Origin of the sequence: Haloactinospora alba (genome assembly GCF_006717075.1) — a bacterium.
Classification (GTDB): Bacteria; Actinomycetota; Actinomycetes; order Streptosporangiales; family Streptosporangiaceae; genus Haloactinospora; species Haloactinospora alba.
This window is the reverse complement of sequence record NZ_VFQC01000001.1, coordinates 796,354-820,459: the sequence shown is the minus strand read 5'-3', so window position 1 is coordinate 820,459 and position 24,106 is coordinate 796,354. Positions and strand designations below refer to the sequence as shown.

19 protein-coding genes are annotated in these 24,106 nt (G+C 68.0%); 11 read left to right on the top strand and 8 right to left on the bottom strand.

The genetic code is table 11. The features are described from left to right. The first annotated feature begins 91 nt into the window (after positions 1–91). Positions 92–655: an ATP-binding protein gene (locus FHX37_RS03855; protein ID WP_141922175.1), complete on the top strand. Its 564-nt coding sequence runs from the start codon at positions 92–94 to the stop codon at positions 653–655. Positions 656–943: 288 nt separating this feature from the next. On the opposite strand, the gene FHX37_RS03850 is transcribed toward FHX37_RS03855, so the two are convergent. The 3 genes from FHX37_RS03850 to cmtR form a co-directional block, all read right to left on the bottom strand. Then, positions 944–1,138: a hypothetical protein gene (locus FHX37_RS03850; protein ID WP_141922173.1), complete on the bottom strand. Its 195-nt coding sequence runs from the start codon at positions 1,136–1,138 to the stop codon at positions 944–946. Positions 1,139–1,409: 271 nt separating this feature from the next. After that, complete coding sequence (locus tag FHX37_RS03845) at positions 1,410–4,652, bottom strand: efflux RND transporter permease subunit (RefSeq protein ID WP_141922171.1); 3,243 nt, start codon at positions 4,650–4,652, stop codon at positions 1,410–1,412. Between the two features lie 462 nt (positions 4,653–5,114). Then, positions 5,115–5,462: a Cd(II)/Pb(II)-sensing metalloregulatory transcriptional regulator CmtR gene (gene cmtR / locus FHX37_RS03840; RefSeq protein WP_281288274.1), complete on the bottom strand. Its 348-nt coding sequence runs from the start codon at positions 5,460–5,462 to the stop codon at positions 5,115–5,117. Positions 5,463–5,584: 122 nt separating this feature from the next. Here cmtR and FHX37_RS03835 point away from each other — a divergent pair, with 122 nt between their 5' ends. From FHX37_RS03835 to FHX37_RS03810, 6 genes are all read left to right on the top strand, one after another. Beyond that, a complete protein-coding gene (locus FHX37_RS03835) occupies positions 5,585–6,502 on the top strand; it encodes a cation diffusion facilitator family transporter (protein ID WP_141922169.1) in 918 nt (305 codons plus the stop codon). A 212-nt stretch (positions 6,503–6,714) separates the two neighbouring features. Continuing rightward, entirely contained in the window at positions 6,715–7,977 is a 1,263-nt protein-coding gene (gene nhaA / locus FHX37_RS03830) for a Na+/H+ antiporter NhaA (RefSeq protein ID WP_141922167.1), read from the top strand. A 147-nt stretch (positions 7,978–8,124) separates the two neighbouring features. Continuing rightward, on the top strand, positions 8,125–9,540 hold the full coding sequence (locus FHX37_RS03825) for a TrkH family potassium uptake protein (RefSeq protein ID WP_141922165.1): 1,416 nt from the start codon (positions 8,125–8,127) through the stop codon (positions 9,538–9,540). A gap of 212 nt (positions 9,541–9,752) precedes the next feature. Then, positions 9,753–10,421 carry a potassium channel family protein gene (locus FHX37_RS03820; protein WP_141922163.1) on the top strand — a complete coding sequence of 223 codons (669 nt, stop codon included), beginning with the start codon at positions 9,753–9,755 and terminating at the stop codon, positions 10,419–10,421. 122 nt (positions 10,422–10,543) lie between these two features. Then, positions 10,544–11,494 (top strand): metal ABC transporter substrate-binding protein, encoded by a 951-nt coding sequence (locus FHX37_RS03815; RefSeq protein ID WP_141922161.1) that lies wholly within the window; start codon positions 10,544–10,546, stop codon positions 11,492–11,494. Between the two features lie 636 nt (positions 11,495–12,130). Further along, entirely contained in the window at positions 12,131–12,364 is a 234-nt protein-coding gene (locus tag FHX37_RS03810; RefSeq protein ID WP_141922160.1) for a DUF397 domain-containing protein, read from the top strand. Positions 12,365–12,440: 76 nt separating this feature from the next. On the opposite strand, the gene FHX37_RS03805 is transcribed toward FHX37_RS03810, so the two are convergent. Both FHX37_RS03805 and FHX37_RS24040 read right to left on the bottom strand, forming a co-directional pair. Beyond that, positions 12,441–13,259, bottom strand: a complete 819-nt coding sequence (locus FHX37_RS03805; RefSeq protein ID WP_141924995.1) for a helix-turn-helix domain-containing protein — start codon at positions 13,257–13,259, stop codon at positions 12,441–12,443. 607 nt (positions 13,260–13,866) lie between these two features. Then, entirely contained in the window at positions 13,867–14,505 is a 639-nt protein-coding gene (locus tag FHX37_RS24040) for an ATP-binding protein (RefSeq protein ID WP_394344509.1), read from the bottom strand. Positions 14,506–15,376: 871 nt separating this feature from the next. Here FHX37_RS24040 and FHX37_RS03800 point away from each other — a divergent pair. From FHX37_RS03800 to FHX37_RS03785, 4 genes are all read left to right on the top strand, one after another. After that, positions 15,377–15,673, top strand: a complete 297-nt coding sequence (locus FHX37_RS03800; protein WP_141922159.1) for a WhiB family transcriptional regulator — start codon at positions 15,377–15,379, stop codon at positions 15,671–15,673. A gap of 487 nt (positions 15,674–16,160) precedes the next feature. Continuing rightward, on the top strand, positions 16,161–16,919 hold the full coding sequence (fabG, locus tag FHX37_RS03795; RefSeq protein WP_141922158.1) for a 3-oxoacyl-ACP reductase FabG: 759 nt from the start codon (positions 16,161–16,163) through the stop codon (positions 16,917–16,919). A 40-nt stretch (positions 16,920–16,959) separates the two neighbouring features. Further along, positions 16,960–18,165 (top strand): acyl-CoA dehydrogenase family protein, encoded by a 1,206-nt coding sequence (locus tag FHX37_RS03790; RefSeq protein WP_141922157.1) that lies wholly within the window; start codon positions 16,960–16,962, stop codon positions 18,163–18,165. Next, entirely contained in the window at positions 18,162–19,280 is a 1,119-nt protein-coding gene (locus FHX37_RS03785; protein WP_141922156.1) for an acyl-CoA dehydrogenase family protein, read from the top strand. The genes FHX37_RS03790 and FHX37_RS03785 overlap by 4 nt, the downstream gene beginning before the upstream one ends. Before the next feature lie 109 nt (positions 19,281–19,389). On the opposite strand, the gene FHX37_RS03780 is transcribed toward FHX37_RS03785, so the two are convergent. The 3 genes from FHX37_RS03780 to FHX37_RS03770 form a co-directional block, all read right to left on the bottom strand. Then, positions 19,390–21,129: a flavin monoamine oxidase family protein gene (locus tag FHX37_RS03780; RefSeq protein WP_141922155.1), complete on the bottom strand. Its 1,740-nt coding sequence runs from the start codon at positions 21,127–21,129 to the stop codon at positions 19,390–19,392. Continuing rightward, complete coding sequence (locus tag FHX37_RS03775) at positions 21,126–22,001, bottom strand: carbon-nitrogen hydrolase family protein (protein WP_141922153.1); 876 nt, start codon at positions 21,999–22,001, stop codon at positions 21,126–21,128. The genes FHX37_RS03780 and FHX37_RS03775 overlap by 4 nt, the downstream gene beginning before the upstream one ends. A 197-nt stretch (positions 22,002–22,198) precedes the next feature. Then, positions 22,199–23,710: an amino acid permease gene (locus FHX37_RS03770; RefSeq protein WP_141922151.1), complete on the bottom strand. Its 1,512-nt coding sequence runs from the start codon at positions 23,708–23,710 to the stop codon at positions 22,199–22,201. Positions 23,711–24,106 lie beyond the last annotated feature (396 nt).

Below are 24,106 nucleotides of genomic sequence, written 5' to 3'. Positions count from 1 at the left end.
TCGGACGCCTCGGGCAGCGACCGCGCCGACACGTACGCCACGACGGGAAGCCGTGGTGGCGCAGACCCACCCACTGGGGAGTGAACAGTACATGTTCCACAGCTCCGCGGCACATTCGCAGGACCGCGAGCACACCTGGACCACTGCCCCCGCCCCGGAGGACCACGCCTACCACCCGGACCAGTCCTCAGCCGACGCCGGAGGCGGACACCCCACCCTGCCGGGCGGCGCACCAGGGCCTCCCGAGCGGCGCCGGTTCCCGGGGATGGCCAGCCAGATCAAACACGCCCGCCGGTTCGTCGAACGGGTGCTGTCCGACTCGCCACAGTGCCAGACCGCCACGCTGCTCATCAGCGAGCTCGCGACCAACGCGATCACCCACAGCGACTCCGGGGCCGCCGGAGGCAAGTTCGAGGTAACTGTCTACCAGGCACCGAACTGGAGTCGTGTCGAGGTGCGGGACCTGGGGAGTCTGGACCAGCCGCGCGCCCAGCACCACGATCCCTACGACGTGAGTGAGAACGGACGCGGTCTCGACCTGGTGGAGGCCCTCGCGGCGACGTGGGGTGTGCAGAAGCGCCATGACGGCATGGGAAGACTCGTCTGGTTCGAACTCGTCTGGGAGGACGAGGCCGCGCTCCCGGGAGAGCTCTAGTCCCTGTTCGGTGGGCGCTGTCCGCCACGAGCGGCGCTGCCGGCGCCGCGCCGGCGAGAACCGAGGACCGGAGCCCTCCGTCGACTGGCGGGAACGCCGCCAGGCGGTGCTGGAGCGACGCGCACGCGTCCACCGAACAGGGACTAGAGCACCGGCGAACCCCGGAACGGGCCGGCATCCCCACGTGGTAAGTGCGCGCGACCCGGGTGGCTGGAGGCCTCCCGCTCCGGGGAGGCCCCACCGGTCGTGTCACTGGCCGTGCGGTGGGTCCGCCGGCGGCCGCGTGCACTATGTGTCGCTCTCGGAACCGCTGCTCTCGGCGGAACCGCTGTCGTCGGCGGCCGCCTCCGGCTCCACGGGAGCGGTCGCCGGCAGCCGGTACTTCTCGTACAGCTCCCGCGCGTAGTCCTTGGCCTCCTGCGACGGCTCGTCGCCGAGCTCCGCGCGTACGAGGGCGTCGAGATCGTCGTTCTTGCTGCTCATGGGTTTCTCCTCGTGAAAGGCCCGGCCCAGCGGGCTAGAACGGCTTGCTCCCACACCGGCCCGCCGCGGGACCTTACCCCGCGCCCGCGGCACAGCGGTGGTGGTCACGGGCAGCTTGCCCGTCTTCAGAGGAAATAACAAATCATCCGAGCGGAACCGGCTTCCAACGGCCGTGGTGGGGGCGTTCGGACCCGAACGCCCCCACCACGGGAGCAGCGGACCGTCGAGGGCCGTCGCTCCACCCGCGTCCGTCGGTTCTGACCAGTCCTGATCAGTTCTGACCGGTCAGGGCTTCCCCGCTGTCGTGGTCGGCGGAACCACCGTCCTCGCTGTTGGCCCGCGCCGCGTCCAGCTTGGCCTGACGCTTGGCCTCCCTACGCTGGGCCCTGCGCTCCTTACGGCCCTCCGCCATCCGGTAGAGCACCGGAACCAGGATCAGGGTCAGCAGCGTGGACGTGATCAACCCGCCGATGACGACGATCGCCAGCGGTTGGGAGATGAACGCTCCACCACCCGTGATTCCCAGTGCCATCGGCGTGAGGGCGCCGATCGTCGCCAGGGCCGTCATGAGGATCGGGCGCAGCCGGTGCCGCGAACCGTCGACGACCGCTGTGTCCAGGTCCGCGCCGTCGGCACGGTACTGGTTGATCAGGTCGATGAGGACGATCGCGTTGGTGACGACGATGCCGATCAGCATCAGCAGACCGATCAGCGCCGGCAGGCCCAGCGGAACGCCGGTGGCCAGCAGCAGACCGAGGGACCCGGTCGCGGCGAACGGGATCGACACCAGCAGGATGAGCGGCTGCATCAGGCTCTTGAACGTCGCCACCATGATCAGGTAGACGATCGCCACCGCGGCCAGCATGGCGACACCGAGCTGCAGGAACGCCTCGCTCTGCTCGGAGCTGACCCCGCCGAGGGAGGCGGTCGCCCCGTCGGGCAGGTCGATGTTGTTCAGTTCCTGGTTCAGTTCGGTGCTGACCCTCCCGAGGTCGTCCGCCGTGGGCTGGGCGGAGACGGTGGCGCTGCGCACCCCGTCGGCGCGGTGCAGCTCCGGCGGGCGCTCCACCTCCGCGACGTCGGCGACCTCGGACAGTTCGACCGTTTCCCCGGTGGGGGTGTCGATCTCCAGGCCCCTCAGCGCGTCGATGTTGTCGGGCGCCTCGTCGGTGCGTACGACCATGTCCCGTTGGGTCTGGTCGATCGTGGCGGTTCCGACGTTGCTTCCCTGGAAGGCCGTGGAGACGGCCTGGCCGATCTGGCCCTCGGTCAGCCCTTCCTCGGCGGCCGCCTCGGTGTCGACGTCCACGTCTATGCCGGGTTGGGCGACCGCGACACTGTTCTCCACGTCGTCCGCGCCGGGGATGTCGCGCACGACCTCCTCGACGTCGGAGGCGGCCTCCTCCAGCGTCTCCGCGTCCTCGGCCTTGACCTCCACCTCCAGGGCGGAACCGCCGGAAGCGGCGGCGTCCTGGAGCTTCACCTCGGACTCGGTGTCCACGCCGGAGAGCACATCGCGGAGTTCCTCCTTGTACTTCTCCTGGTCGCCGTCGGGGTCAGCGGTGATGGTGTACTGGGTGCTTCCGGCGCCGCCGCCCGTCATGGCGGCCATCTGGCCTCCGCCACCGCCGGCGCTGACGGAGGACTGGTACGACTCCACCCAGTCCAGGTCCTCCAGTGCGTCCTCCACCTTGGCCGCCTCGTCGCTGGCGGCGGCGAGGGACGTTCCCGGCTCCAGTTCCTGGGTGGCGGAGTAGGTGTTCTGCCCCTGCTCCCCGAGGAAGTCGGTCTTGAGCTGCGGGGCGAGCAGACCGGTTCCCACGAGGATGGCGAGCGAGGCCACCAGGGTGACGACCCGGTGCCGGGTGGTCCAGCGGATCACCGGAAGGTACATCCGCTGTAGCGGGGTGCGCAGCTCACGCTGGTTCTGCTCGGCGCGTTCGCGTTCGATGTCCTCGGGCGGGACCGCGCGGGGCTTCATGAACCAGTAGGCCAGCACCGGGATGATGGTGAGGGAGACCAGCAGCGAGGCGGCGAGCGCGAGGCTGACGGTCACGGAGAACGGAGCGAACAGTTCCCCGACCTGACCGCTGACGAACGCGATCGGCAGGAACACGGCGATGGTGGTCAGAGTGGCCGAGGTGATGGCCGTGGCGACCTCGCGCACCCCCGTGTAAACGGCCTCGAACTTCTCCTCGCCGTAGCTCATGTGGCGCTTGACGTTCTCCAGCACCACGATGGAGTCGTCCACCACACGACCGATGGCCACCGTGAGCGCGCCGAGGGTGAGGATGTTCAGCGAGTAGTCGAACACCTGCACCCCGAGCATCGCCACAAGGAGCGACACGGGTATGGATACCGCTGTTACCAGGGTGGAGCGCACGGACAGCAGGAACACCAGGATGACGATGATGGCGAAGGCCAGCCCGAGGATGCCCTCCTCGCCCATCGCCGTGATGGACTCGTTGATGAACGGCGCCTGGTCCCACACGACGCTGATGTCAGCGTCCGTGCCCAGCAGCGGTTCGAGGTCGGAGAGCTGGGACTGGACCGCCTCGGAGATCTCCACCGTGTTGCCCTCGGGCGTCTTGGTGATCATGACGCCGAGGCTGGGTTTGCCGTCGGTGCGGGTGATGCTGGTCGCGTCGTCGGTGGTGAGCTCGACGTCGGCGACCTCCTTCAGCTGGACCGGTTCCGGCTGTCCCGCGGAACCGTCCGTCCCGGCCTCGGGGGCCCGGCCAGCGCCCTGGCCACCCTGGCCGCCCGCGGGGATCAGCTGGATGTCCTCGACGTCGGCGACCGACTCCAGCTTCCCGCCGGTGGTGACGGTGAGGGTCTTACCGTCCTCGGTGATGTCGCCGCCCGGCGTCAGCATGCCGCTGGCTTCCAGCGCGGAGGTGAGGTCGTCGGAGGTGAGGTTCGCGTCGGCGAGCTCGTCCTCGTCGGTGGTGATGGTCACGGTGGACTCGCGCACCCCGGTCACAGTGGCGGCGCGCACCCCGTCGATCGACTCCAGCTCCGGGACCACCTGTTCTTCCAGTGGTTCGGCGAGTTCCTGCTCGTCACCGTTCTCCCCGCCGGCTCCGGCCGCGAGCATGACCACGGGCATGTCGTCCGACCCGAACGACTGCACGGCCGGGTCGACGTCATCCGGCAGGAGGGGGCTGGCCTGGTCGACGGCCTGCTGAACCTCCCGGACCACGTCCTCGGTGCTGTCGTCGTAGTCGAACTCGGCGACGACCTGGGCGGAACCGTTGCTCGAGGTGGACGTGTAGCTGTTGACGCCGGAGACACCCTTGACGGCCTGTTCCAGCGGTTCGGCGACCTCGTCCTCGACCACCTCGGGATCGGCGCCCCGGTACTCGGCGTTGACCATCACCATCGGAAGCTCGAGGGAGGGCATCAGCTCCCGCTTCGTCGATGTGGTGGCGAGCACCCCGAACACGAGGGCCGCGATCGTGAGAAGCAGGATCAGGGCCCGGTTACCGAGGGAGAGCCTGGCTAACTGTTTCACGAGTCCCCCCTCATGCGTTGTGCCTTCCGGTCCGGTTCAGTCCCGGGCGGGTCGCTGGTACGGGGGTATGTGGGGGTGGACATGGATGTCAGTTCTCCTCAGCAAGGATGTACGGCACCGCGCTCCTGGGCGGTGCGGCGCGTTGGTCGTGCGGGACGGGACGCACGGATGTCGCGGGCACGCAGCCGCCAGGATATGTCCGGATATAGAACAAAGATCCGCCGCACTCCCCGGATCAGGTGTTTCTCGGGGGTGGGGGTGAGGAATCTCAGGGGCGCCTCAGGCCCGTCACGGGGAACCGTTGGGTCGGGCCGCGGCGCCGCGGCGGACCGCGCCCGCACGGCGGGCGACGTCTGTCACGAGCGGCGCGGCCAGAGCCGCGCCGGCACGACTGAGGAGGCCGAACACGGCACGGCGGTGCCGGGGCGCCGCGCCGTGGGACAGGCGCCCACCGAACAGGTCCTAGTCGACGCCCACCGGGGTCGTGTCCCCCGGTGGCACGTGTTCCTCGGCCACACCCCAGACCACGTGCAGCATGTCCTCCAGAGCGTGGGTGAGGGAGGCGTCGACGAGTTCGTAGCTCACCTGCCGCCCGCGGGCGGTCGTGGTGACGAGACCGCACTCGCGCAGGCACGCGAGGTGATTGGAGACGTTCTGCCGGGTGAGACCGAGCTGTTCGGCGAGCCTGGCCGGGTAGCCGGGCCCGTCGAGGAGGGCGAGCAGGAGCCGGCAGCGTGTGGGGTCGGCCAGGGCGCGGCCGAGGCGTTGGATCGCGGCCAGGCGTTGTTCCGATGTCATCACGATAATCATTTTACAGTATTTGCTGTATAGACAGCTTAGACTGTATAAACAGCAGTGGCTGAACTGTTGCGTCCGAACAGCGCCCGGCACCGACGGAGAGACCGGATCAGCGCTTCCAGTGAGGAGGAGGTATGGGCACAGGACACGGCCATGACCACGCCTCGATGACGGCCGGAGCCGCGAACCGCGGGAGGCTGGTCGCGGTGCTCGTGATGATGCTCGGCGTCGCCGCCGTCCAGGTCGTCGGTGCCCTCACGACGGGGAGCCTGGCGCTGTTCGCCGATGCCGGCCACACCCTCACCGACTCGCTGGGGGTCGGACTGGCGCTGGGCGCGGTGTGGATGGCGACACGCCCTCCGGACGCCAAACGCACGTTCGGCCTGCAACGGGCCGAGGTCCTCGCCGCGGCAGTGAACGCCCTCGTGCTCTTCGGGTTGTGCGCGTTCGTCACGGTCGAGGCCATCGAGCGGATATACGACCCCCGGCCGGTGGCCGGTGCGGGAATGGTGCTGGTCGCCGCCTTCGGGTTGGTGGTCAACCTCGCCGCGATGTTCCTCCTTCGGTCGGGGCAACGGGAGAGCCTCAACGTCCGGGGCGCCTACCTCGAGGTGCTGGGGGACGCGCTCGCATCGGCAGGCGTCATCGTCGGAGGGCTCGTCATCTGGATCACCGACTGGCAGCGTGCGGACTCCCTCATCTCGCTCGCCATCGCCGCGTTCATCCTCCCCCGGGCGTGGAGCCTGTTGCGCGAGGCGGTCCACGTGCTGCTCGAGGCCGTGCCGCGCGGGGTCGACCTTGGTGAGGTCCGTACCCACATCCTGCGCCAGCCCGGGGTCCTCGACGTGCATGACCTGCACGCGTGGACGATCACGTCCGGCCTTCCGGTCATGAGCGCCCACGTCGTGGTGGAGGAGGAGCGCCTCGCGGACACCGGACGGATGCTCGACGAGCTGCACGCGTGTCTCTCCGGGCATTTCGACGTGGAACACTCCACACTGCAGTTGGAACCAGCGGGCCACTACGAGCACGAGGGGGCGCAGCACCACTGATCGTGGACGTGTTTCCAGCAGTGCCACGGCTACCGTTCCCGCCTCGCCGCATAAAATTGGGATAATATAGACAAATCACCCAGAGTGCTGGCATTGAGCCCACCCGGTATTCGCGAGACGGTGATGCGTGCCCTGATGACCGGCACGTGTGGCGTGCCGGTGAGTCTGTCCGGTGATTGATCGGCACGAGAACCTTGTCCGGGGGGAACAGCATGACCAAGCGGGGTGGCCCACGCGCAATCGCGGAGTTACTGCGCGAGGACGCGGTGAGCGGGTTCCTCCTGATCGGGGGTGCCGCCCTCGCTCTCGTGTGGGCCAACTCGGCCTGGCACGACACCTACGAGGCGATCCGTACCGCCCGGTTCGGCCCCGGTGCGCTTCACCTCGACCTCTCCGTGGAGGACTGGGCGGCCGACGGTCTGCTGGCGGTCTTCTTCTTCATCGTCGGGAACGAGCTCAAACAGGAGTTCGTCCACGGGGAGCTCCGCAGCCCGCGACGCGCCATCCTCCCGATCGTCGCGGCCCTGTGCGGCATGGTCGTCCCGGCACTGATCTACGCCGGGATCAACATCGACCGCGGCGCGACCGCGCTGCAGGGGTGGGGGATCCCCATGGCCACCGACATCGCCTTCGCGGTGGCCATCCTCGCCGTGGTCGGACGCCACCTGCCGCCGGCGCTGCGCACCTTCCTGCTCACTCTGGCGATCGTCGACGACCTCGGCGCGATCATCGTCATCGCGGTCTTCTACACCGACCACGTCTCGCTCACCCCGCTACTGGGCGCGGCCGCCCTCCTCGCGGTCTTCGCCTACCTGCAGCGGGGAAACGGGCTCGCGGCGGCGCTCAACCGCTCCGCGGTACCGAACTGGGTCGTCTACGTTCCGCTGGCCTGCGCCATCTGGATGTTGGTACACACCAGCGGCATACACGCCACGATCGCCGGGGTCGCCATGGGTATGCTCATGCGGACCACGACCAGGGACGGAGAGGAGACCTCTCCCAGCGAGCTCGCCGACCACCGGATCCACCCGTGGTCCTCCAGTCTGGTACTGCCGGTGTTCGCCCTGATGTCCGCCGGTGTCGTCTTCCCCGGCATCAACACGATCATCAGCGACCCCACCGCTGTGGGAATCATCCTCGGTCTCGTCACCGGGAAGCTCCTCGGCATCCTCGGTGGGGCGTGGGTCACCACCAAGCTCACCGCCGCCGAGCTCAACCCCTCGCTGAGCTGGTTCGACATCACCGGGATGGCGCTGCTGGCAGGCATCGGATTCACGGTGTCCCTGCTGATCACGGAGCTGTCCTTCACCGGACACCCCACCATGCTCGAGGACGCGAAAGCCGGCGTGCTCGCCGCGTCGCTCATCGCCACCGTGCTGGCGACCTGCGTCCTGTCGATACGCAACGCGCGCTATCGTAGACGCGGTTTTCTCACCCCCCGTACGACGGACCAGGGACACGCCGAAACCGACTGACCGCCCCGGGGCACCACCCGGCAGACTTCCGGGGCAGCGGCGTGAGAGGGCCCCGGGGAACGCCCCGCTTCCGCCAGCCGTTGCCCCGCTCGGTACTCCGCCTCCATCCAGCACCGTTCGCCGCCGAGACGAGATGGCAGGGCTGCCATGCGACTGCTACCGCCAGCGTTCCGCCGCAAGGTCGGACTCATTCGCCGCTGGCGCCGGAGACAGCCACCCGTCCGGGCGGCTCCACAGAGCACCTGGGTGGCTCCCGCCCGGATGTTCGTCGGACTGTTCGTCGCTGTCGACCTCATCGGTACCGGACTACTGCTGCTGCCGGCCGCCCACACCGGCGGCGAGGGTCTGACCTTCGTCCAGGCGCTGTTCACCGCCACCACCTCGCTCGCGGTGTGCGGACTGACCGTGGTCGGTATCGGCGGGGACCTGTCCGGTTTCGGGGAGGCGGTGGTCCTGGTACTGATCCAGGTCGGCGGGATCGGCATCATGACGGTCGCCTCCGTGCTGGGCGCCGTCGTGATCCGGCGCTTCGGGCTGCGCATGCAGCTCGGCGCGCAGGCGGAGACCCGCAGCTTCCACGTGGGCAACGTCCGGGGCATGCTGGGCCGGATCGTCCTCGCCAGCGCGGTCTGCGAAGCCGCGATAGCGCTCATCCTGATACCGCGGCTGTGGTTGGGGCACGGCGCCTCCCTCTCCGGCGCCCTGCACAGTGGCGTGTTCCACTCGGTCTCGGCCTTCAACAACGCGGGGCTCTCCCTCTACGACGACAGCCTCACCCGCTTCTCCGGGGACCCCCTCATCCTGCTGCCCGTCGCGGTGGCGACGGTCCTGGGCGGTATCGGATTCCCCGTGCTGCTGGAACTCAGCCGCCATTTCCGTACGCCACAGGGTTGGAGCCTGCACACGAAGCTCACTCTTGTCACCTCGGCGCTGCTCTTCGCCGCGGGGATCGTGATCGTCACGGGGATGGAATGGTCCAACCCCCAGACACTCGGCCCGCTGGACACGACGTCGAAGATCGTGGACGGCATGTTCCACGGGGTGATGCCGCGGAGCGGCGGGTTCAACGTCGCCGACGTCGGCGCGATGCGCGACGCGACGCTGCTGGTCACCATCATGCTGATGTTCGTCGGCGGAGGGAGCGCGGGAGCCGCCGGTGGGATCAAGGTGGCGACCCTCGCCGTGATCTTCCTCGTCGTGTGGGCGGAGATACGCGGGAACTCCTACGTGCACGTGTTCGAACGCCGCCTCTCCTCCGCCGCCATCCGCCAGGCGCTGAGTCTGACGTTCCTGTCGATGACGGTGGTCGTCGTCTCCACCGTCGTACTGCTCATCACCACGACCTTCGACCTCACCCGCGTGCTGTTCGAGGTCGTTTCCGCCTCCGGCGTCGTCGGCCTCTCCACGGGGATCACCCCGGACCTTCCGCCGGGAGCACAGTTACTGCTCGTGCTTCTCATGGTCGCCGGGCGTATCGGTCCCATCACCTTCGCGGCCGCCCTGGCGCTGCGCGAACGGACCCGACGGTTCGACCTGGCCGAGTCCAGGCCGATCATCGGGTAACCGGCGTGGGACCCCGACGTCCTCCCCATCTTGGCGTGGCTTCCCCAGCCCTCGCGCGCGGCGGGGCACGGGTCCCCTCGACCGGGTCCCGCCAGCCGGGAGCCGGACCCCTCTCCCGTTACCCGCACGGCCCGCCCGGCGCGGTGGGCCGGGAAGAACACAGCCAGTGACACGGTTAGTACCAGACCGTGCAGAACAAGAAAGGACAACCGATGCAGCGGAGCAAACCCACGGACAAACGGGTGCTGGTCATCGGAATGGGACGTTTCGGCAGTTCCCTCGCTCTCGAGCTCATGGCGCACGGGTGGGAGGTGCTGGGGATGGACTCCAACTCCCGGCTGGTCCAGGCCTACGCCGACTCCCTCACCCATACCGTGGTCGCCGACGCGACCGATGACGAGGCCCTTCGCCAGGTCGGCGCGCACGAGTTCAGCCGGGCGGTCGTGTCGATCGGGACCCAGCTGGAGGAGAGCATCCTGGCCACGTCCCTACTGGTGGACATGGAGGTCCCCCACATCTGGGCCAAGGCCATCAGCCGCAGGCACGGCCGCATCCTGCAGCAGATCGGTGCGCACCAGGTGGTGCTGCCCGAACACGACATGGGAGAGCGGGTGGCGCACCTGGTATCCGGACGGATGCTGGACTATGTGGAGATCGAGGAGAACTTCGCGCTGGGCAAGACCCGGGCGCCGCGCGAGATGCTGGGACGCAAGCTCGGGGACACAGGGGTGCGCTCCCGTCACGGGATCACGGTGGTGTGCATCAAACGGCACGGTGACCAGTTCACATACGCCACCGCCGAGACCGTCCCGCAGAAGGGCGATGTCATCGTCGTGGCGGGCAAGACCAACGATGTGGAGAAGTTCGCCGAGATCAACTGACCGGTCGCCCTCGCTCGTACGCGCCGGTCCCCGTCCGCCCCGCCACCTGTCCGACTCCTCATGACAATGGAGACAGGTCACATTGAATTGACAACCATTTTCATTTTCCGCATGATGTATCCATGCGATCAGGGACATACACGAAGGCAGCCGCGGGTTGCGCGGCCGGCCTTCTCCTCGTGGCCGGATGCGGAACCCAGGAGGACGGGTCCGGCGACACCCCCACGGTGGTCACCGGCGTCTACCCGCTGGAGTGGCTGGCCGAGGAGGTCGGCGGCGACCGGACCGAGGTCGTCCAGCTCACCGATCCCGGAGCCGAACCGCACCACCTGGAGCTGAGCCCGAAACAGCTCGGACAGATCAGCGAGGCCGACCTCACCTTCTACATCAGCGGCCTGCAGCCCGCAGTCGACGACGCCGTCCAGCAGGAGAGCGGCGAGCGCGCACTCGACACCGCCGAGCTGGTCGACCTTCGTCCCGCCGACCCCGAGGCGGGACACGACGAGGGGCACGAGGACGGGGACGGGCACGGGGAGGAGCACGACCACGGGGAGACCGACCCGCACATGTGGCTCGACCCCACGCTGATGTCCCAGGCGGCCGAGGGGCTGGCCGACCGGATGGCCGAGGTCGACCCGGAAGGCTCGGACGGCTACCAGGACCGTGCCGCGGCGGTCACCGACGAGCTGGAAGCGATCGACACCGAGTACGAGGAGGGGCTCGACCAGTGTGAGAGCCGTTCGATGGTCACCAACCACACGGCGTTCTCCTACCTCGCGGACCGTTACGACCTGGACCAGGTCGGTGTCAGCGGCATCGACGCCGAGTCGGAGCCCTCTCCCGCGCGCATGGCCGAGGTCTCCGAGCTGATCGAGGAACACGACGTGACGACGATCTTCACCGAGACGCTGTCCAGTCCGAAGGCCGCCGAGACCATCGCCGAGGAGACCGGGACCACAACCGAGGTACTGGACCCGCTCGGCGGTATCACCGAGGACTCCCCCGGTGATGACTATCCCTCCGTGATGCGCGCCAACCTGGAGACGTTGGAATCGGCGCTGCGCTGTTCGTGAGTTCCCGGCGCCCGCCGCTGACCGAGGGTCGCACCAACGGTTCGGCGGCGGGCGCGTCGTGTCGTTCGCCGGCCTCCCGGCGGTGCGGATCGAGGCCGCTGTGCCACCGGGAGCAGCTCCGCCGCGGTTGTCCGGGCCGCTGACGACCGATCCCGCGAGAGCCGCCGGGGCCTCTCCCTCCGCCGGTAGCCGTGGGGCGAATCCTCCCCTGGCCACGCGTTCCGCCTCGCCGCATTCCGCGGTGGAGCCCCGACCGTCGCTCCGGTCCCGCCTCCGGGTTTCCGGACCTCTCCGCCCGGCAGTCGCGCGACGCCGTCACCCCCGGCTCCTGCCCGCCTCCGGGAACCCGGCACGCTCACACCCCGCCCGCACGGGCCCCACCACACGTGTGCCGCCCCGTTCCGGAGGTGGCGAATTTCCCACTCCGGACATATTAGATAAATGATCGGAATGGACAAAAATGCCCCAAAATGGCAAAACTGCCACTCCGTAGTTGTTCGTTCGGACCTGGGGCCACGGAAAAAATCTCCCCTGCCTATGGCCACTGCATGTGCGTTATCATTTTCCGAGTACGGTGCTGATGCACGTGCATAAGCCTATGCATCCGTACGCGACATCCGAGCGAAGGAGTGTGTGATGACCCCCTACAACGGCATCTCCGCCACCGAACTCTCCGAACCCGTCTGGCAGAAGAGCAGGCGCAGTAACTCGCAGGGGGCCTGTGTCGAGATGGCACGGCTGTCCGACGGTTCGATCGCCATGCGCAATTCCCGCTTCCCCACGGGACCCGCCCTGGTCTACACCCAGGACGAGGTGAACGCGCTCATCCACGGCGCCAAGGACGGTGACTTCGACAACCTGCTGGGCTGAGCCAGCACCGTCCTCCTGCAGGGAGGAGCTCCACCTCATCCCACAACGACGCTGGAGCTCCTCCCCCGGAGAGTCGTCAAAGGTCCTCGATCATCTCCCTGAGGATCCCCTTGGTCTCCGCTGGCGGCCGCGCTATCACGCTGAGCCGCTCCATCGCCATCGTGTATGCGTCGATATCGCTGCGTTTGTCCAGACACAACGAACCGGTGAGCTGTTCCAGGTAAATGATGTCGGAGAGTTTGAACTCCGGATAACGCAGGATCGTGAACGACCCCGCCTCCGCGGCGTGCGCTCCCGCCGTGAAGGGAACGATCTGCAGCGTGATGTTCTGGCGGTCGCAGAGTTCGATCAGCCGTTCCAGCTGCTCCTGCATGCACTCCTTGCCACCGATCGGCCGGCGCACCGCGGCCTCGTCCAGGATCGCCCAGAACTTCACCCCGCTGTCCTCGAGGTGCTGCTGCCGGCGCAACCGGACCTTCAGCCGGTCCTCGGCCTTGGGGTCGGGAGGAACGGACCCACCCTTGATGACGTTCCTGGCGTAGCACTCGGTCTGCAGGAGGCCCGGGACGAACTGCGCCTCGTACACCCGAATCCGGGTCGCCGCTTCCTCCAGCCCCACGTACACCTGGAACCAGTTGGGCAGGGCCTCGCCGTACTCCTGCCACCATCCCGGCTTGTTGGTGTCCTCGGCGATCTTGCCCATCGTGTTGATCAGTGACGCGTCGGTGACACCGTAGAACCTCAACAGGTCCTCGACGTCCCGCCGTTTGAACCCGACCCGACCCAGCTCCATCCGGCTGATCTTCGACTCCGATCCCCGAATATGGTGACCGGCGTCCGCGCGGCTCACTCCTCTCGCGTCGCGGTACTTACGTAGTTCGGAGCCGAGGAGCATCCGGCGCACCGTGGGTCCGCTCCCCTTCTTCAGACGAGCACTGTCCACAGCCGCTGCCTCCCCAGTCGTCGATAGGCGGTCCGTACTCGGTAAGGATGGAACAATTCCAGCGAAATACTGCTCTCTGCGCGGTCACACTATCGTTTCACCATTCTTCCGGACGTGCGGGACCGGAACCATACCGCCCCGCACCTGTCCGCTTCCAGGTGCGACTTTTCGCGTCCTGCCATTCCGGCGTACTCGGCAGTCTTTCCGATCAACGGTCGGACGCGACCCGGCGAATGGTAACCAACCGGCGAGGACCGTCCGTTGTCGGTTCCTCCCGGCTTCCACGGACCGTATCCGGGCAGGCGCCAGCAACCAGCGTGGCACATTCTCCCGCGACACCGGTGACGCTCCGAAGGTCCGTCCCGGTGGCTGAACCGCACCTCCGGTCGGTACCAGCCCGAGATGCCGACCCGGAAGGTTCTCCCTCCGCGGCATCCACCAGCCCGCTACTGCCGTACCCAGAGTAGGACACACACGTGACAAACCGCAGGTCCGTTCCGTCCGACCGGAAACGTACGGCGTACTCCTCTCGGATCAGGACGGTGCGCCGGCAGGACAGTCACGTCAACAAAGCCCAGACGTACTTTCCGCCGGTGGGTATGGGAAGTGTTCCCCACCGGCGGGAAAAGCTCGCGACGAGATTCAGTCCCCGCCCCGTCTCCCGCAAGAAATCGGGTTTCCGGGTCACCGGCAACCGGTCGTTTCCGTCACCGACAGCGCAAACCACTTCGTTTTCGCAGCGCATGAGACTTATGTGTATCGTGTCACCCACACCGACAGCGAACGGAGCACCTCCGCCCTCCATAGGGGCGCCGTGACGCAAAGCGTTCGTCACCAGTTCGGACACGACCAGTTCCATGTCCGAGCGGATGCTGAACAGGTTCCATTCCCGGACAGCCGCAGCGGATTGCTCACGCGCGCGTGCCGGTGCGCCGGGGTCGCGCTCCAACCGCCAGGCGAGCACCCCGTCCGCCCACCGCGCGGGCAGGGTGGGCTCCCCCGGTCGGCTCTCCCGCAGCACGGGCAACCACCAGGCCCAGTGGGGGCCCTCGGTTGGAGAACGTCCGGAGCCGGTCACCAACCGGCGTCCCCGAACCTGTTCGCGTATCGATCCCTGGGAGATGTATCCGGTCACCGCGATCCCCTTGACATCTTCTCGATCGCTTGGCGATGCCGGGCCAGGCAGGGCCGGCACCATAGAGAAACCATGCATGCAAGGACCGAATGCACGTGCATTATCCCTATGCACACATCCTAGGCCACGATCGGCCGACAGATCAGTGGAATCGCGGAGTTCGTCGGCTCCTTTCCGCAGAGAGATCGGACAAAGTTCTTATCCTGCTACATACCTCATGTTTTTCCGACACGCTCCGGAAACGACAGAGGGGCTTCCCACCAGGAGGTCCGGCCCTTCCGGCTGCGCACAGCGGACCCGGAAACCCTGATTTCCGACAAAACATGCAATAACTGTCATTGCAAATAAAGCAATCAGCCCGACTGTCGCCACGAGGAACCCACGCACCCTCGGACCCGTCACAACACCTGCCCCACCCTCCGCAACACAGGGTCCCACCGCCACGACCCACCACGACCGCATGACCGAACCATCCGGACCGGAACACGGCCACCAGCCGCTCCGCTTCGGTCCCCTGCGTCACGCGACAGACCGCACCAGGCGCGGATGCGCCATGGAGCCACAACCCCCGACCCGAGCTCACTACCCACCGGCCATCAGGAAAAACTCTGCGCAACAAGCGATGGGAGCCAAGCGCCGCGTCCCGTGCACGGGATTGTGTTACCGCTTCACGGAATAGCTATGGCTCACTTGTGCTATATCAGAAATGCGCTTATCGGGGCCTGTTAATCACACGCACGAATCCGTAGGTTCGTTGTCAGCGGTGAGGAGGGGCACCGCACGCCGAAAAGCTCGATCCTTGGCGACGGCCGAACTGAGGGTAAGGCCGCGCGCCCAATCAGGCAGCGCTGTGCTTTCCTCCCGCTCCCATCAACGACCGCGCCCGTTGATGACAACGACAGAAACACACATGCTGAGCTTGGGAGTGGGCAACATGTGGACTTCGGATATGGCCAGCCACGCGAAATGTCGAGAAATCGACCCGGACGTATTGTTCGTCCAGGGCGCCGCACAGAACCGCGCGAAACTCATCTGTCGCGGTTGCCCGGTACGCACCGAGTGCCTGGCCGAAGCACTGGACAACCGTATCGAGTACGGAGTCTGGGGAGGGATGACCGAACGGGAGCGCCGAGCGCTGCTGCGCAAGCGCCCCGACGTGAGCTCGTGGTGGGACCTGCTCGACCGCGCACGCAAGGAGTACGAACGCGCGGATCACGACGGGAACGTCTAGTCACAGCCATCTTCGCTCCGGGGCTCCGTACCTCACGGAAGTGTTCCGGTAGCACCCCCTGTTTTCCACCCTTGAATCCGTAGCGCCTCCCGATGCCGGTACTGGCGCGCCCCGCGCGTCAGCCGGCCGGGGGCCTCTTGGGCCCTGGTTGACGGACGCGTGCGCGGCACCCCAGCACCGCCCGGCGACGTTCTCGTCCTCTCGACGGAGGGCCGCTCCGCCTCCTTCCCCGGCGCTGCCAACGCGGCACCGGATGCGCCGTCCGCGACGGGCAGCTCCACCAACGAGGTCCGCACGGATGGCGGCCACCCGGCCACCGCACTCTCGGTCTGGACACCGGGGAGCCCACGCGCGGCCACCACATACCACCTGGTCGGTATGGAAGAGGTAGGATCGCAGCAGCGTGCCCCAGGCCCTGGCTGATAAGGGACTGTTCGTCACGGACGGCCCCGTCGACCAGGACCCAGACCACCCCAAGGAGGTAGCGATGCCAGAGACCCCCCGTGTTGCGATCGTGACCGGAGCTGCCCGCGGGATCGGCGCGGCCACCGCCCGCCGTCTGGCCGCCGACGGACACTCCGTCGGTGTTGTCGACCTGCACGAGAGCGACGGAACGGACACGGTGGAAACGATCACCGCCGAGGGCGGCACAGCCACCGCCGTCGGAGCGGACGTCAGTGACGCCCAGCAGGCATCCGACGCCGTCGCGCGGGTGGCCGAACGACTCGGCCCACCCACCATCCTGGTGAACAACGCCGGAGTCATCCGGGACAACCTGCTGTTCAAGATGTCCGAGGAGGACTGGGACACGGTCCTGGGGGTCCACCTGCGCGGCGCGTTCCTGATGAGTCGGGCCGCCCAGGCGCACATGACCTCCGCCGGCTGGGGCCGCATCGTCAACCTGTCCAGCAGCTCGGCCCAGGGCAGCCGCGGCCAGGTCAACTACTCCGCCGCGAAGGCCGGGATGCAGGGCTTCACCAAGACGCTCTCCATCGAACTCGGCAAGTTCGGCGTCACGGCCAACGCGATCGCTCCCGGGTTCATCGAGACCGACATGACCAAGGCCACCGCGGAACGGCTCGGCATGGAGTTCGATGACTTCAAGAAAGCCGCGGCCGACCGGGTACCGGTCGGCCGTCCGGGGCGCCCCGAGGACATCGCCGCCACCGCGTCCTTCCTCACCAGTGAGGAATCCGGATTCGTCTCCGGCCAGGTCATCTACGTCGCCGGGGGCCCGCTCGACTGAGCCCGACCGTCCCCATCCACAGCGCCGCAACGGAGGTCCCATGTCATCGGTCCCCACGGACGCCCCTCTCGACGCGCCCGCGCTCCGGGAACGGGTAGCCGAGTTCGTCTCCCGCTACGACCCCGCAACCACGAAACAGGAGGATTTCCTCGCCGCGCGTTTCGACGCCGGTCTGGCCTGGGTGCACTTCCCTCCCGGTGAGGGTGGCCTGGGAGCGCCGCGTTCCCTGCAAGAGACCGTCGACGCGGAGTTCGCACGGTTCGGCTTCACGCCCACCGGCCGGGAGCGGCTGGTTATCGGCCTGGGAATGGCGGCTCCCACAATCCTCGCGTTCGGCACCCCCGAACAACGCCAGCGTTACCTCAGACCGCTGTACACCGGAGCGGAGCTCTGGTGCCAGCTGTTCAGCGAGCCCGGTGCGGGTTCCGACCTCGCTGCCCTGGGAACCCGCGCCGTTCAGGAGGGGGACTCCTGGGTACTCAACGGGCAGAAGGTGTGGACGTCACTCGCCCACCACGCCGACTGGGCCATCCTCCTCGCCCGTACCGATCCGGACGTTCCGAAACACCAGGGGCTGACCTACTTCATCTGCGACATGCGGGCCCCCGGGGTGGAAGTACGGCCGTTGCGGCAGCTCACCGGCGAGGCGGAGTTCAACGAGGTCTACCTCAACGACGTCCGGATCCCGGACACGCAACGGCTCGGCTCCGTCGGTGAGGGATGGCGGGTAGCCCAGACCACCCTGATGAACGAACGCGTCTCCATCGGCGGACAGCCCGAGCCACGCGAGGGCGGTCTGATCGGCACGGTCACGGACACGTGGCGCTCACGCCCGGACCTGCGCACACCGGGTACGCACGACGAGCTCCTCCGGCTCTGGGTCCGGGCCGAGGCGGCCCGGCTCACCAAGGAACGGTTGCGGCAACAGCTCGCGGCGGGGCAACCCGGACCGGAGGGCTCGGCGGCGAAGCTTGCCTTCGCGGAGCTCAACCAGGAGATCTCCGGCGTGGAGCTGGAGATGCTGGGCCAGGAGGGGCTGACCTACACGGACTGGACGTTCCGCCGACCGGAGGGCATCGAGTTCACCGAACGCGACGCCGGATTCCACTACCTGCGCAGCAAGGGCAACTCGATCGAGGGCGGAACCTCGGAGGTGTTGCGCAACATCATCGCCGAACGCGTCCTGGGGCTTCCCGCCGAGCCGAGGACGGACAAGGATCTCGCATGGAAGGACCTCCCCCGATGAGCGAGACAACACCGGATCTCCTCTACACCGACGTCGAGGAGGAACTGCGGTCGAGCGTTCGTGCGCTGCTGGCCGACAAGAGCCCGGTCTCCGCCGTCCTGGGCCGTGTGGACGAGGGGGGTGCGGCCGTCGTCGACTCCGCGCTGTGGCAGGAACTCGCCGGTCTCGGAACGACCGGGCTGCCCCTCGACGAGGAACTCGGCGGTTCCGGGGCGACGTTCCGGGAGGCGGCCGTCGTCGCCGAGGAACTCGGACGCGGCCTGGCCCCCGTACCGTATCTGGGCAGTGCCGTCATGGTGACCTCCGCCCTGATGTCCCTCGGCCGGGACGAGGCCGCCCTCCTCGAGGCGCTGGCGACAGGAGGGTCCGTCGCGGCGTTGGCTGTCGGGCTGGCTACGGCTCCCGACGCGCCGTTCCCCACCTCGGTGCGGGCGGCGGCCGACGGGACACTGTCCGGAACGGTGGAAGGGGTTGCCGACGCGATCGCCGCGGACCGGCTGCTCGTTCCCGCGAGCGGCCCCGAGGGGCCGGCGCTCTGCCTGGTCGACGCCGCCGAGACACGGCGGTCGGCTGTCGTGAGCCTGGACATGACGCGTCCCCTCACGGACGTCGACGTTTCCGGGGCCTCGGGCCGGCTGGTGGCATCCGGGCAACGGGCGGACACCGCTCTGCGCGCCGCCCTGGTGAACGGTTGCGCCCTGCTGTCCGCGGAACAGCTCGGGATCGCCGAATGGGCGCTGGAGACCACGGTCGACTACGTGGGGACCCGCACGCAGTTCGGACGGCCCGTCGGCTCGTTCCAGGCGCTCAAACACCGTCTCGCCGACCTGTGGGTGGGGGTTTCCCAGGCCCGGGCGGTGGTCCGCAACGCGGCGGACGCCGTGGCGGCGGAGAGCTCGGAGGTGGAGCTGAACGCTTCCCTGGCCCAGTCGTTCGTCTCCGACGTGGCTGTCCGGGCCACCGAGGAGGCGGTGCAGCTGCACGGAGGGATCGGGTTCACCTGGGAGCATCCCCTCCACCTGTACCTGAAGCGGGCCAAGAGCGACGCGATCGCCCTGGGAACTCCCGACCGGCACCGCCGGGTGCTCTCCCGGCTGGCTGACATACCGTCCTAGGTGTGATGTCCCGGGGGCGCTGTCCGTCACGGGCGGCGCGTCCACCGGGGCAGGGCCCGAACCCGTGGCCGGGGAGCGCGAGGCCGGCTCCCCGGCCACGGAACGCCGGTCAGTCCTCGGGGAGCTCCAGCGGCGCGAGCTCGTCGAACCGGTCGCCCGGTCCGGGATTGGCCGGGTCGCTCGCCCCGCCGAAGTGGTTCATGACGCCCCAGACCGCGTTCAGGGCGGTCTGCACCGCGCCCTCGGCCCAGCCGGCGGTCCAGGAGATGTCGTCGCCGGCGAGGAAGAGACCGCGGTACTGCTCCTCCAGCCGGTCCTGCTTGAAGTGTGTGAACAGCCGCCGCTGGTACCGGTAGTGGCCGGGGAGATTGGCCTTGAACGCTCCGAGGAAGTAGGGCTCGGCCTCCCAGGAGACGGTGACGGGGTCGCCGACGATGTGCGAGCGGATGTCCACCCCGGGATAGATCTGCCCCAGTGAGTCGAGCATGACGTTCATGCGCTCGTTCACCGGCAGCGGGAGCCACTTCAGCGAGTCGTCGCACCAGGTGTAGGACAGGCAGATGGTGGCGGGGCCCGACGCCTTGTTCTCGTCCAGCAGGTAGGTGGCCCGCGTCATCCGGTCAGTGAGCGTCATGCTCATGGTGTCGCGGCCGGTGGCGGGGTCGGTGTCGCGCCAGAAGGGGCGGTCGACCGGCACGAAGAGTTTCGAGGACTCCATGTAGTGGGTGCGCTCGACCGCGTTCCAGTGCCGCATCGGCAGTAGGTTCTCGTCACAGGCGATCTTGCTGAGCAGCATCCAGCTCTGTCCGGTGAACACCGCGGCACGGTAGGTGCGGATCGCGCCCGCGGAGTCGGTCACGGTGATGTTGTTCGGGGCACTCGCGGTGTGTCCCGCGTTTTCCTCCCGGGTATCCGGGGCGGTGCGTGCCAGTCGGGTGACGGCGGGGCGCGGTGTCCCCCCGTGCAGGTCCGCCAGGGTCGTCCCCTGGGGCCAGTACACGAGCTTGTCGGGCGCGTGCCGCCACAACCGCTGCGGGAGTTGCTGGCAGCCGCCGACGATGCTGAGGTGGTCGTCGTCAGCACCGGTGTAGGTGATGCGCAGGACCTCCAGGATGGAGTTGGGGAAGTCCGTGTCCCAGCCGCCGGTACCGAACCCGACCTGGCCGAAGATCTCCCGGTGGCGGAACGACGAGAACGCCGGGGAGTTGCACAGGAACCCGTAGAACGTCTGGTCGTCCAGCCTGGGGATGAGCTCGTTCCAGATCTCCTTCATCCGGGCGGTGTCACGCTCACGGATGGCCTGCTGCATCTCGGACTGACGCGCTCCCTCCTCCAGCGTCCGGTCCCATGCCCGGGCCACCTGCTGGTACACCTCCGGAAGTTCCTCCGGGGTGTGGGCGTAGCTCGACTCGCCCTTGAGGTCGACGACGGTGCTGGGGGTGTCCGGCGCCAGCGGGTTGGGGAAGGGCGTGGTCTCCAGGCCCGTTTTGGAGATGTAGTGGAACAGTGACGTGGACGAGGTGGGGAAACGCATGGCGCCCATCTCGGCGGTGACGCCCTCGGGCCAGCTGGGGTCGCGCGACGTCCGCATGCGTCCGCCGATCTCCCCCGCCTCGTAGATGACCGGCCTGAGCCCCATCTTCATCAGTTCGTAGGCGGTGACGATCCCGGAGAGGCCGCCTCCGATCACCGCCACCTCGGTGCCGTGGTACTCGGGGGGGACCTCCCCGAGGCCGGCCGGATGGGACAGGTAGTCGTCGTAGGCGAACGGGAAGTCCGGGCCGCACATGGTCAGCGGCCGCTGGGCTTGTGCCCCGGTGGGAACGGCGGTGGGCATTGCGGATGTCATCGGGATGTGTCTCCTGTCGTCGTGCCGGGCGCGGCTTCCCGGTAAGCCAGTGGTGTGTAGAGCTCGGGGCGGCGGTCGGCCAGGTAGGAAACGCTGCGGCGCGCTGCGGTGATCGTGCGCCGGTCCACCTCTCCGAGCAGCAGTTCCGGACCGCTGCCGGCCCGGAGGAGTTCCTCCCCCCACGGGTCGACCAGACAGCTCAGTCCGCAGTAGTCGAGTTCCCCCTCGGTGTCGCAGCGGTTGACGTAGGCGACATGGATCTGGTTCTCGAGGGCGCGTACCGGAACCACGGAGGTGGCGACGGCGGTGTGCGGGTGCATGAGGGCGGTGGGGACCAGCAGGAGGTCGGTTCCGGCGAGCGCGTGCCTGCGCACCATCTCCGGGAACTCCACGTCGTAGCAGATGAGGATGCCCAGACGTAGGCCGTTGAGCTCTGTCTGGACGAGGCCGGCGTCGCCGGGGGTGAAAACGCCGCGGTCGGCCGGGCCGAACAGGTGGGTTTTGCGGTAACCGGCGCGGGTGTTTCCGGCGGCGTCGGTGAGCTGGGCCGTGTTGTGGACGGCCTGCCCCTCGCGTTCGGGGTAACCGTGGAGGATCGCGATTCCCTGTCGGGCGGCGATCCGCGCGACGCTTCCGGCCAGCGGGCCGTCGGCGGGTTCCGCGAACGCGGAGCTGGCCTCCCCGATGTTGTAGCCGGTGAGCGACATCTCCGGTGTCACCAGCAGGTGCGCGCCGCGTTCCGCGGCCGCAGCGGCGGAGCGCTCCAGGCTCCCGAGTGCCCCGTCGGGGTCCCGGCTGGGTCCCGCGGACTGGTCCAGGGCGATCCGGAGTGCCGCCCCTTCCCCGCTGTCCCCGTGCTGATCCGCTGCCATTCCCGTCTCCCAGCGCCACATCCGTGTGTTTGGCCTTCACACACCACTGTAGACGCAACAATGGTCGGGATTTTTGCGGATATCCATGCCGTTCATTGCGTTATTCGGCGCCGAACGCGGTATCTGTTGCCCTCCTGTGCGGGGTGGTCGCCGAGGAACCGCGGCCCCGCCCGCACAGGAGGGAGGGGAGGTACGGGTCACTCGCGCAGGGCCGCGGTGTGCGTGCTGTTGCCCGGTTCCAGACGCGAACGGCGCATGCTGTAGCCGAAGTAGACCACCAGGCCGAGAACCAGCCAGGAGCCGAAGGCGACCCAGGTGGAGATCCCCATGCTCAGCATCAGGTACGCGCACGAGGCCACCCCCAAAAGCGGCACGAGCGGCGACAGCGGCACCCGGAAACCGCGTTGCAGTTCCGGCCGGATCCGTCGCAGCACCAGGACGGCCACGTTGACCATCCCGAAGGCGAACAGGGTGCCGATGCTGGTGGCGTCGGCGAGGTGGCCCAGCGGGACCAGAGCGGCGAGAAAGGCGATGAACGCGGTGACGATGACCGTGTTCGCGCGGGGGGTGCCCTTGGCGTCGACGGTGGAGAAGACACGCGGCACCAGGCCGTCGCGCGACATCGCGAACAGGATGCGGGTCTGTCCGTACAGCACGACCAGCACCACACTGGCGATCGCGATGAGCGCGCCGAGCGTGAACACCAGGGACCAGACCGGCGTTCCCGTCACCATGGTGAGGATGGTCGCCAGCGAGGCGTCGGTTCCCTCGAACCGGTCCCAGGGGAGCACGCCCACGGCGACGACGGCGACCAGGCAGTAGAGCGCTGTCACGATGACCATCGACAGCATGATCGCCCTGGGGAGGTCGCGTTGCGGCCGTTTCGCCTCCTCCCCGGCCGTGGAGGCCGCGTCGAACCCGATGTAGGAGAAGAAGAGGGTGGCGCCGGCGGCGCTGACCCCGCCCATACCCAGCGGGAGGAACGGGGCGAAGTTCTGGTCCTGTACGGCGGTCACCCCGATCCCGACGAACAGCGCGAGGACACCGATCTTGATCACGACCATGACGAGGTTGGCCCAGGCGCTCTCCCGGACCCCGCCGAGGAGCGCGACCATCGCCAGCAGAACCACGGCGGCGGCGGGAAGGTTCACGATCCCGCCCTCCCCGAGCGGTCCGGCGAGTTCCGCGGGAAGGGACAGGCCGGTGGTGAGGACGAGGAGTTTGTCGATGTAGTCACTCCACCCCACGGCCACCGCGGCCACGGAGACGCCGTAGGTCAGCATCAGGCACCAGCCGCACACCCAGGCCAGCAGCTCTCCCATGGTGGCGTAGGAATAGGAGTAGGCCGAGCCCGAGGCCGGGATCATCCCCGCCAGCTCCGCGTAGGCCAACGCGGAGAACAGGGCGGTGACACCGGCGATGACGAAGGACAGCACGACCGCCGGTCCGGCGTCCGGGACGGCCTCGCCGAGTACCACGAAGATGCCGGTTCCCAGAGTGGCACCGATACTGATGGCGGTGAGCTGCCACATCCCCATCGACCGGTGCAGCCTGCCGTCGTCTCCCTGGCCGGTCTCGTCGACGACCCGTTCCACCGGCTTGCGGCGGGTGAGTCGCGTCGTGAGAGGGGGGCGCCCGGAGGCCCCGGCTCCGCTCCCTGAGGAAGCCGGGGGCGCCTCCGCGGTCTGGTGGTCCTCGACCAACTCCATACTCCTTGGATGCGATAGCGCGACAGGATGGCGCGGCATTTGTCCGAGAAAGCCCTATAGCTCCCCTTATGAGAGCTCTGCGCCAATGCACAACGCTATCGGTGTTACGTGGCTAACATAACCAGTTTCTGTTGCGTTTATCTGCGCAGAAGCCACGAATGTTGCGTATCCGCGCAACAGAGTCTGCATAGTTGTGCAGAAGATCACATGCACGTTATGGTCCGCGCCGCTCAGTGAAACCGGTAGCGGAGAAACCGTCGCCGCATCTCGGGAACCGCCGCCACCGGTTCCGCGGCCGCGCTGGTCACGCCGCGGCCGCGCGCAGCCCACGACGGGATACGGCACTACGACCGGCCGCACTGGCCACTGGCGGCCCTGCCGCCGTTGTGGTGGGGT

Coding starts and splice junctions, on each gene's coding strand:
- FHX37_RS03800 (WP_141922159.1), top strand. CDS start 15,377: ATGTGGACTTCGGATATGGCCAGCCACGCGAAATGTCGAGAAATCGAC.
- FHX37_RS03810 (WP_141922160.1), top strand. CDS start 12,131: ATGACCCCCTACAACGGCATCTCCGCCACCGAACTCTCCGAACCCGTC.
- FHX37_RS03850 (WP_141922173.1), bottom strand. CDS start 1,138: ATGAGCAGCAAGAACGACGATCTCGACGCCCTCGTACGCGCGGAGCTC.
- FHX37_RS03790 (WP_141922157.1), top strand. CDS start 16,960: ATGTCATCGGTCCCCACGGACGCCCCTCTCGACGCGCCCGCGCTCCGG.
- FHX37_RS24040 (WP_394344509.1), bottom strand. CDS start 14,505: ATGGTGCCGGCCCTGCCTGGCCCGGCATCGCCAAGCGATCGAGAAGAT.
- nhaA (WP_141922167.1), top strand. CDS start 6,715: ATGACCAAGCGGGGTGGCCCACGCGCAATCGCGGAGTTACTGCGCGAG.
- FHX37_RS03815 (WP_141922161.1), top strand. CDS start 10,544: ATGCGATCAGGGACATACACGAAGGCAGCCGCGGGTTGCGCGGCCGGC.
- FHX37_RS03785 (WP_141922156.1), top strand. CDS start 18,162: ATGAGCGAGACAACACCGGATCTCCTCTACACCGACGTCGAGGAGGAA.
- FHX37_RS03835 (WP_141922169.1), top strand. CDS start 5,585: ATGGGCACAGGACACGGCCATGACCACGCCTCGATGACGGCCGGAGCC.
- fabG (WP_141922158.1), top strand. CDS start 16,161: ATGCCAGAGACCCCCCGTGTTGCGATCGTGACCGGAGCTGCCCGCGGG.
- FHX37_RS03805 (WP_141924995.1), bottom strand. CDS start 13,259: ATGCTCCTCGGCTCCGAACTACGTAAGTACCGCGACGCGAGAGGAGTG.
- FHX37_RS03855 (WP_141922175.1), top strand. CDS start 92: ATGTTCCACAGCTCCGCGGCACATTCGCAGGACCGCGAGCACACCTGG.
- cmtR (WP_281288274.1), bottom strand. CDS start 5,462: ATGATTATCGTGATGACATCGGAACAACGCCTGGCCGCGATCCAACGC.
- FHX37_RS03820 (WP_141922163.1), top strand. CDS start 9,753: ATGCAGCGGAGCAAACCCACGGACAAACGGGTGCTGGTCATCGGAATG.
- FHX37_RS03770 (WP_141922151.1), bottom strand. CDS start 23,710: ATGGAGTTGGTCGAGGACCACCAGACCGCGGAGGCGCCCCCGGCTTCC.
- FHX37_RS03825 (WP_141922165.1), top strand. CDS start 8,125: ATGCGACTGCTACCGCCAGCGTTCCGCCGCAAGGTCGGACTCATTCGC.
- FHX37_RS03780 (WP_141922155.1), bottom strand. CDS start 21,129: ATGACATCCGCAATGCCCACCGCCGTTCCCACCGGGGCACAAGCCCAG.
- FHX37_RS03775 (WP_141922153.1), bottom strand. CDS start 22,001: ATGGCAGCGGATCAGCACGGGGACAGCGGGGAAGGGGCGGCACTCCGG.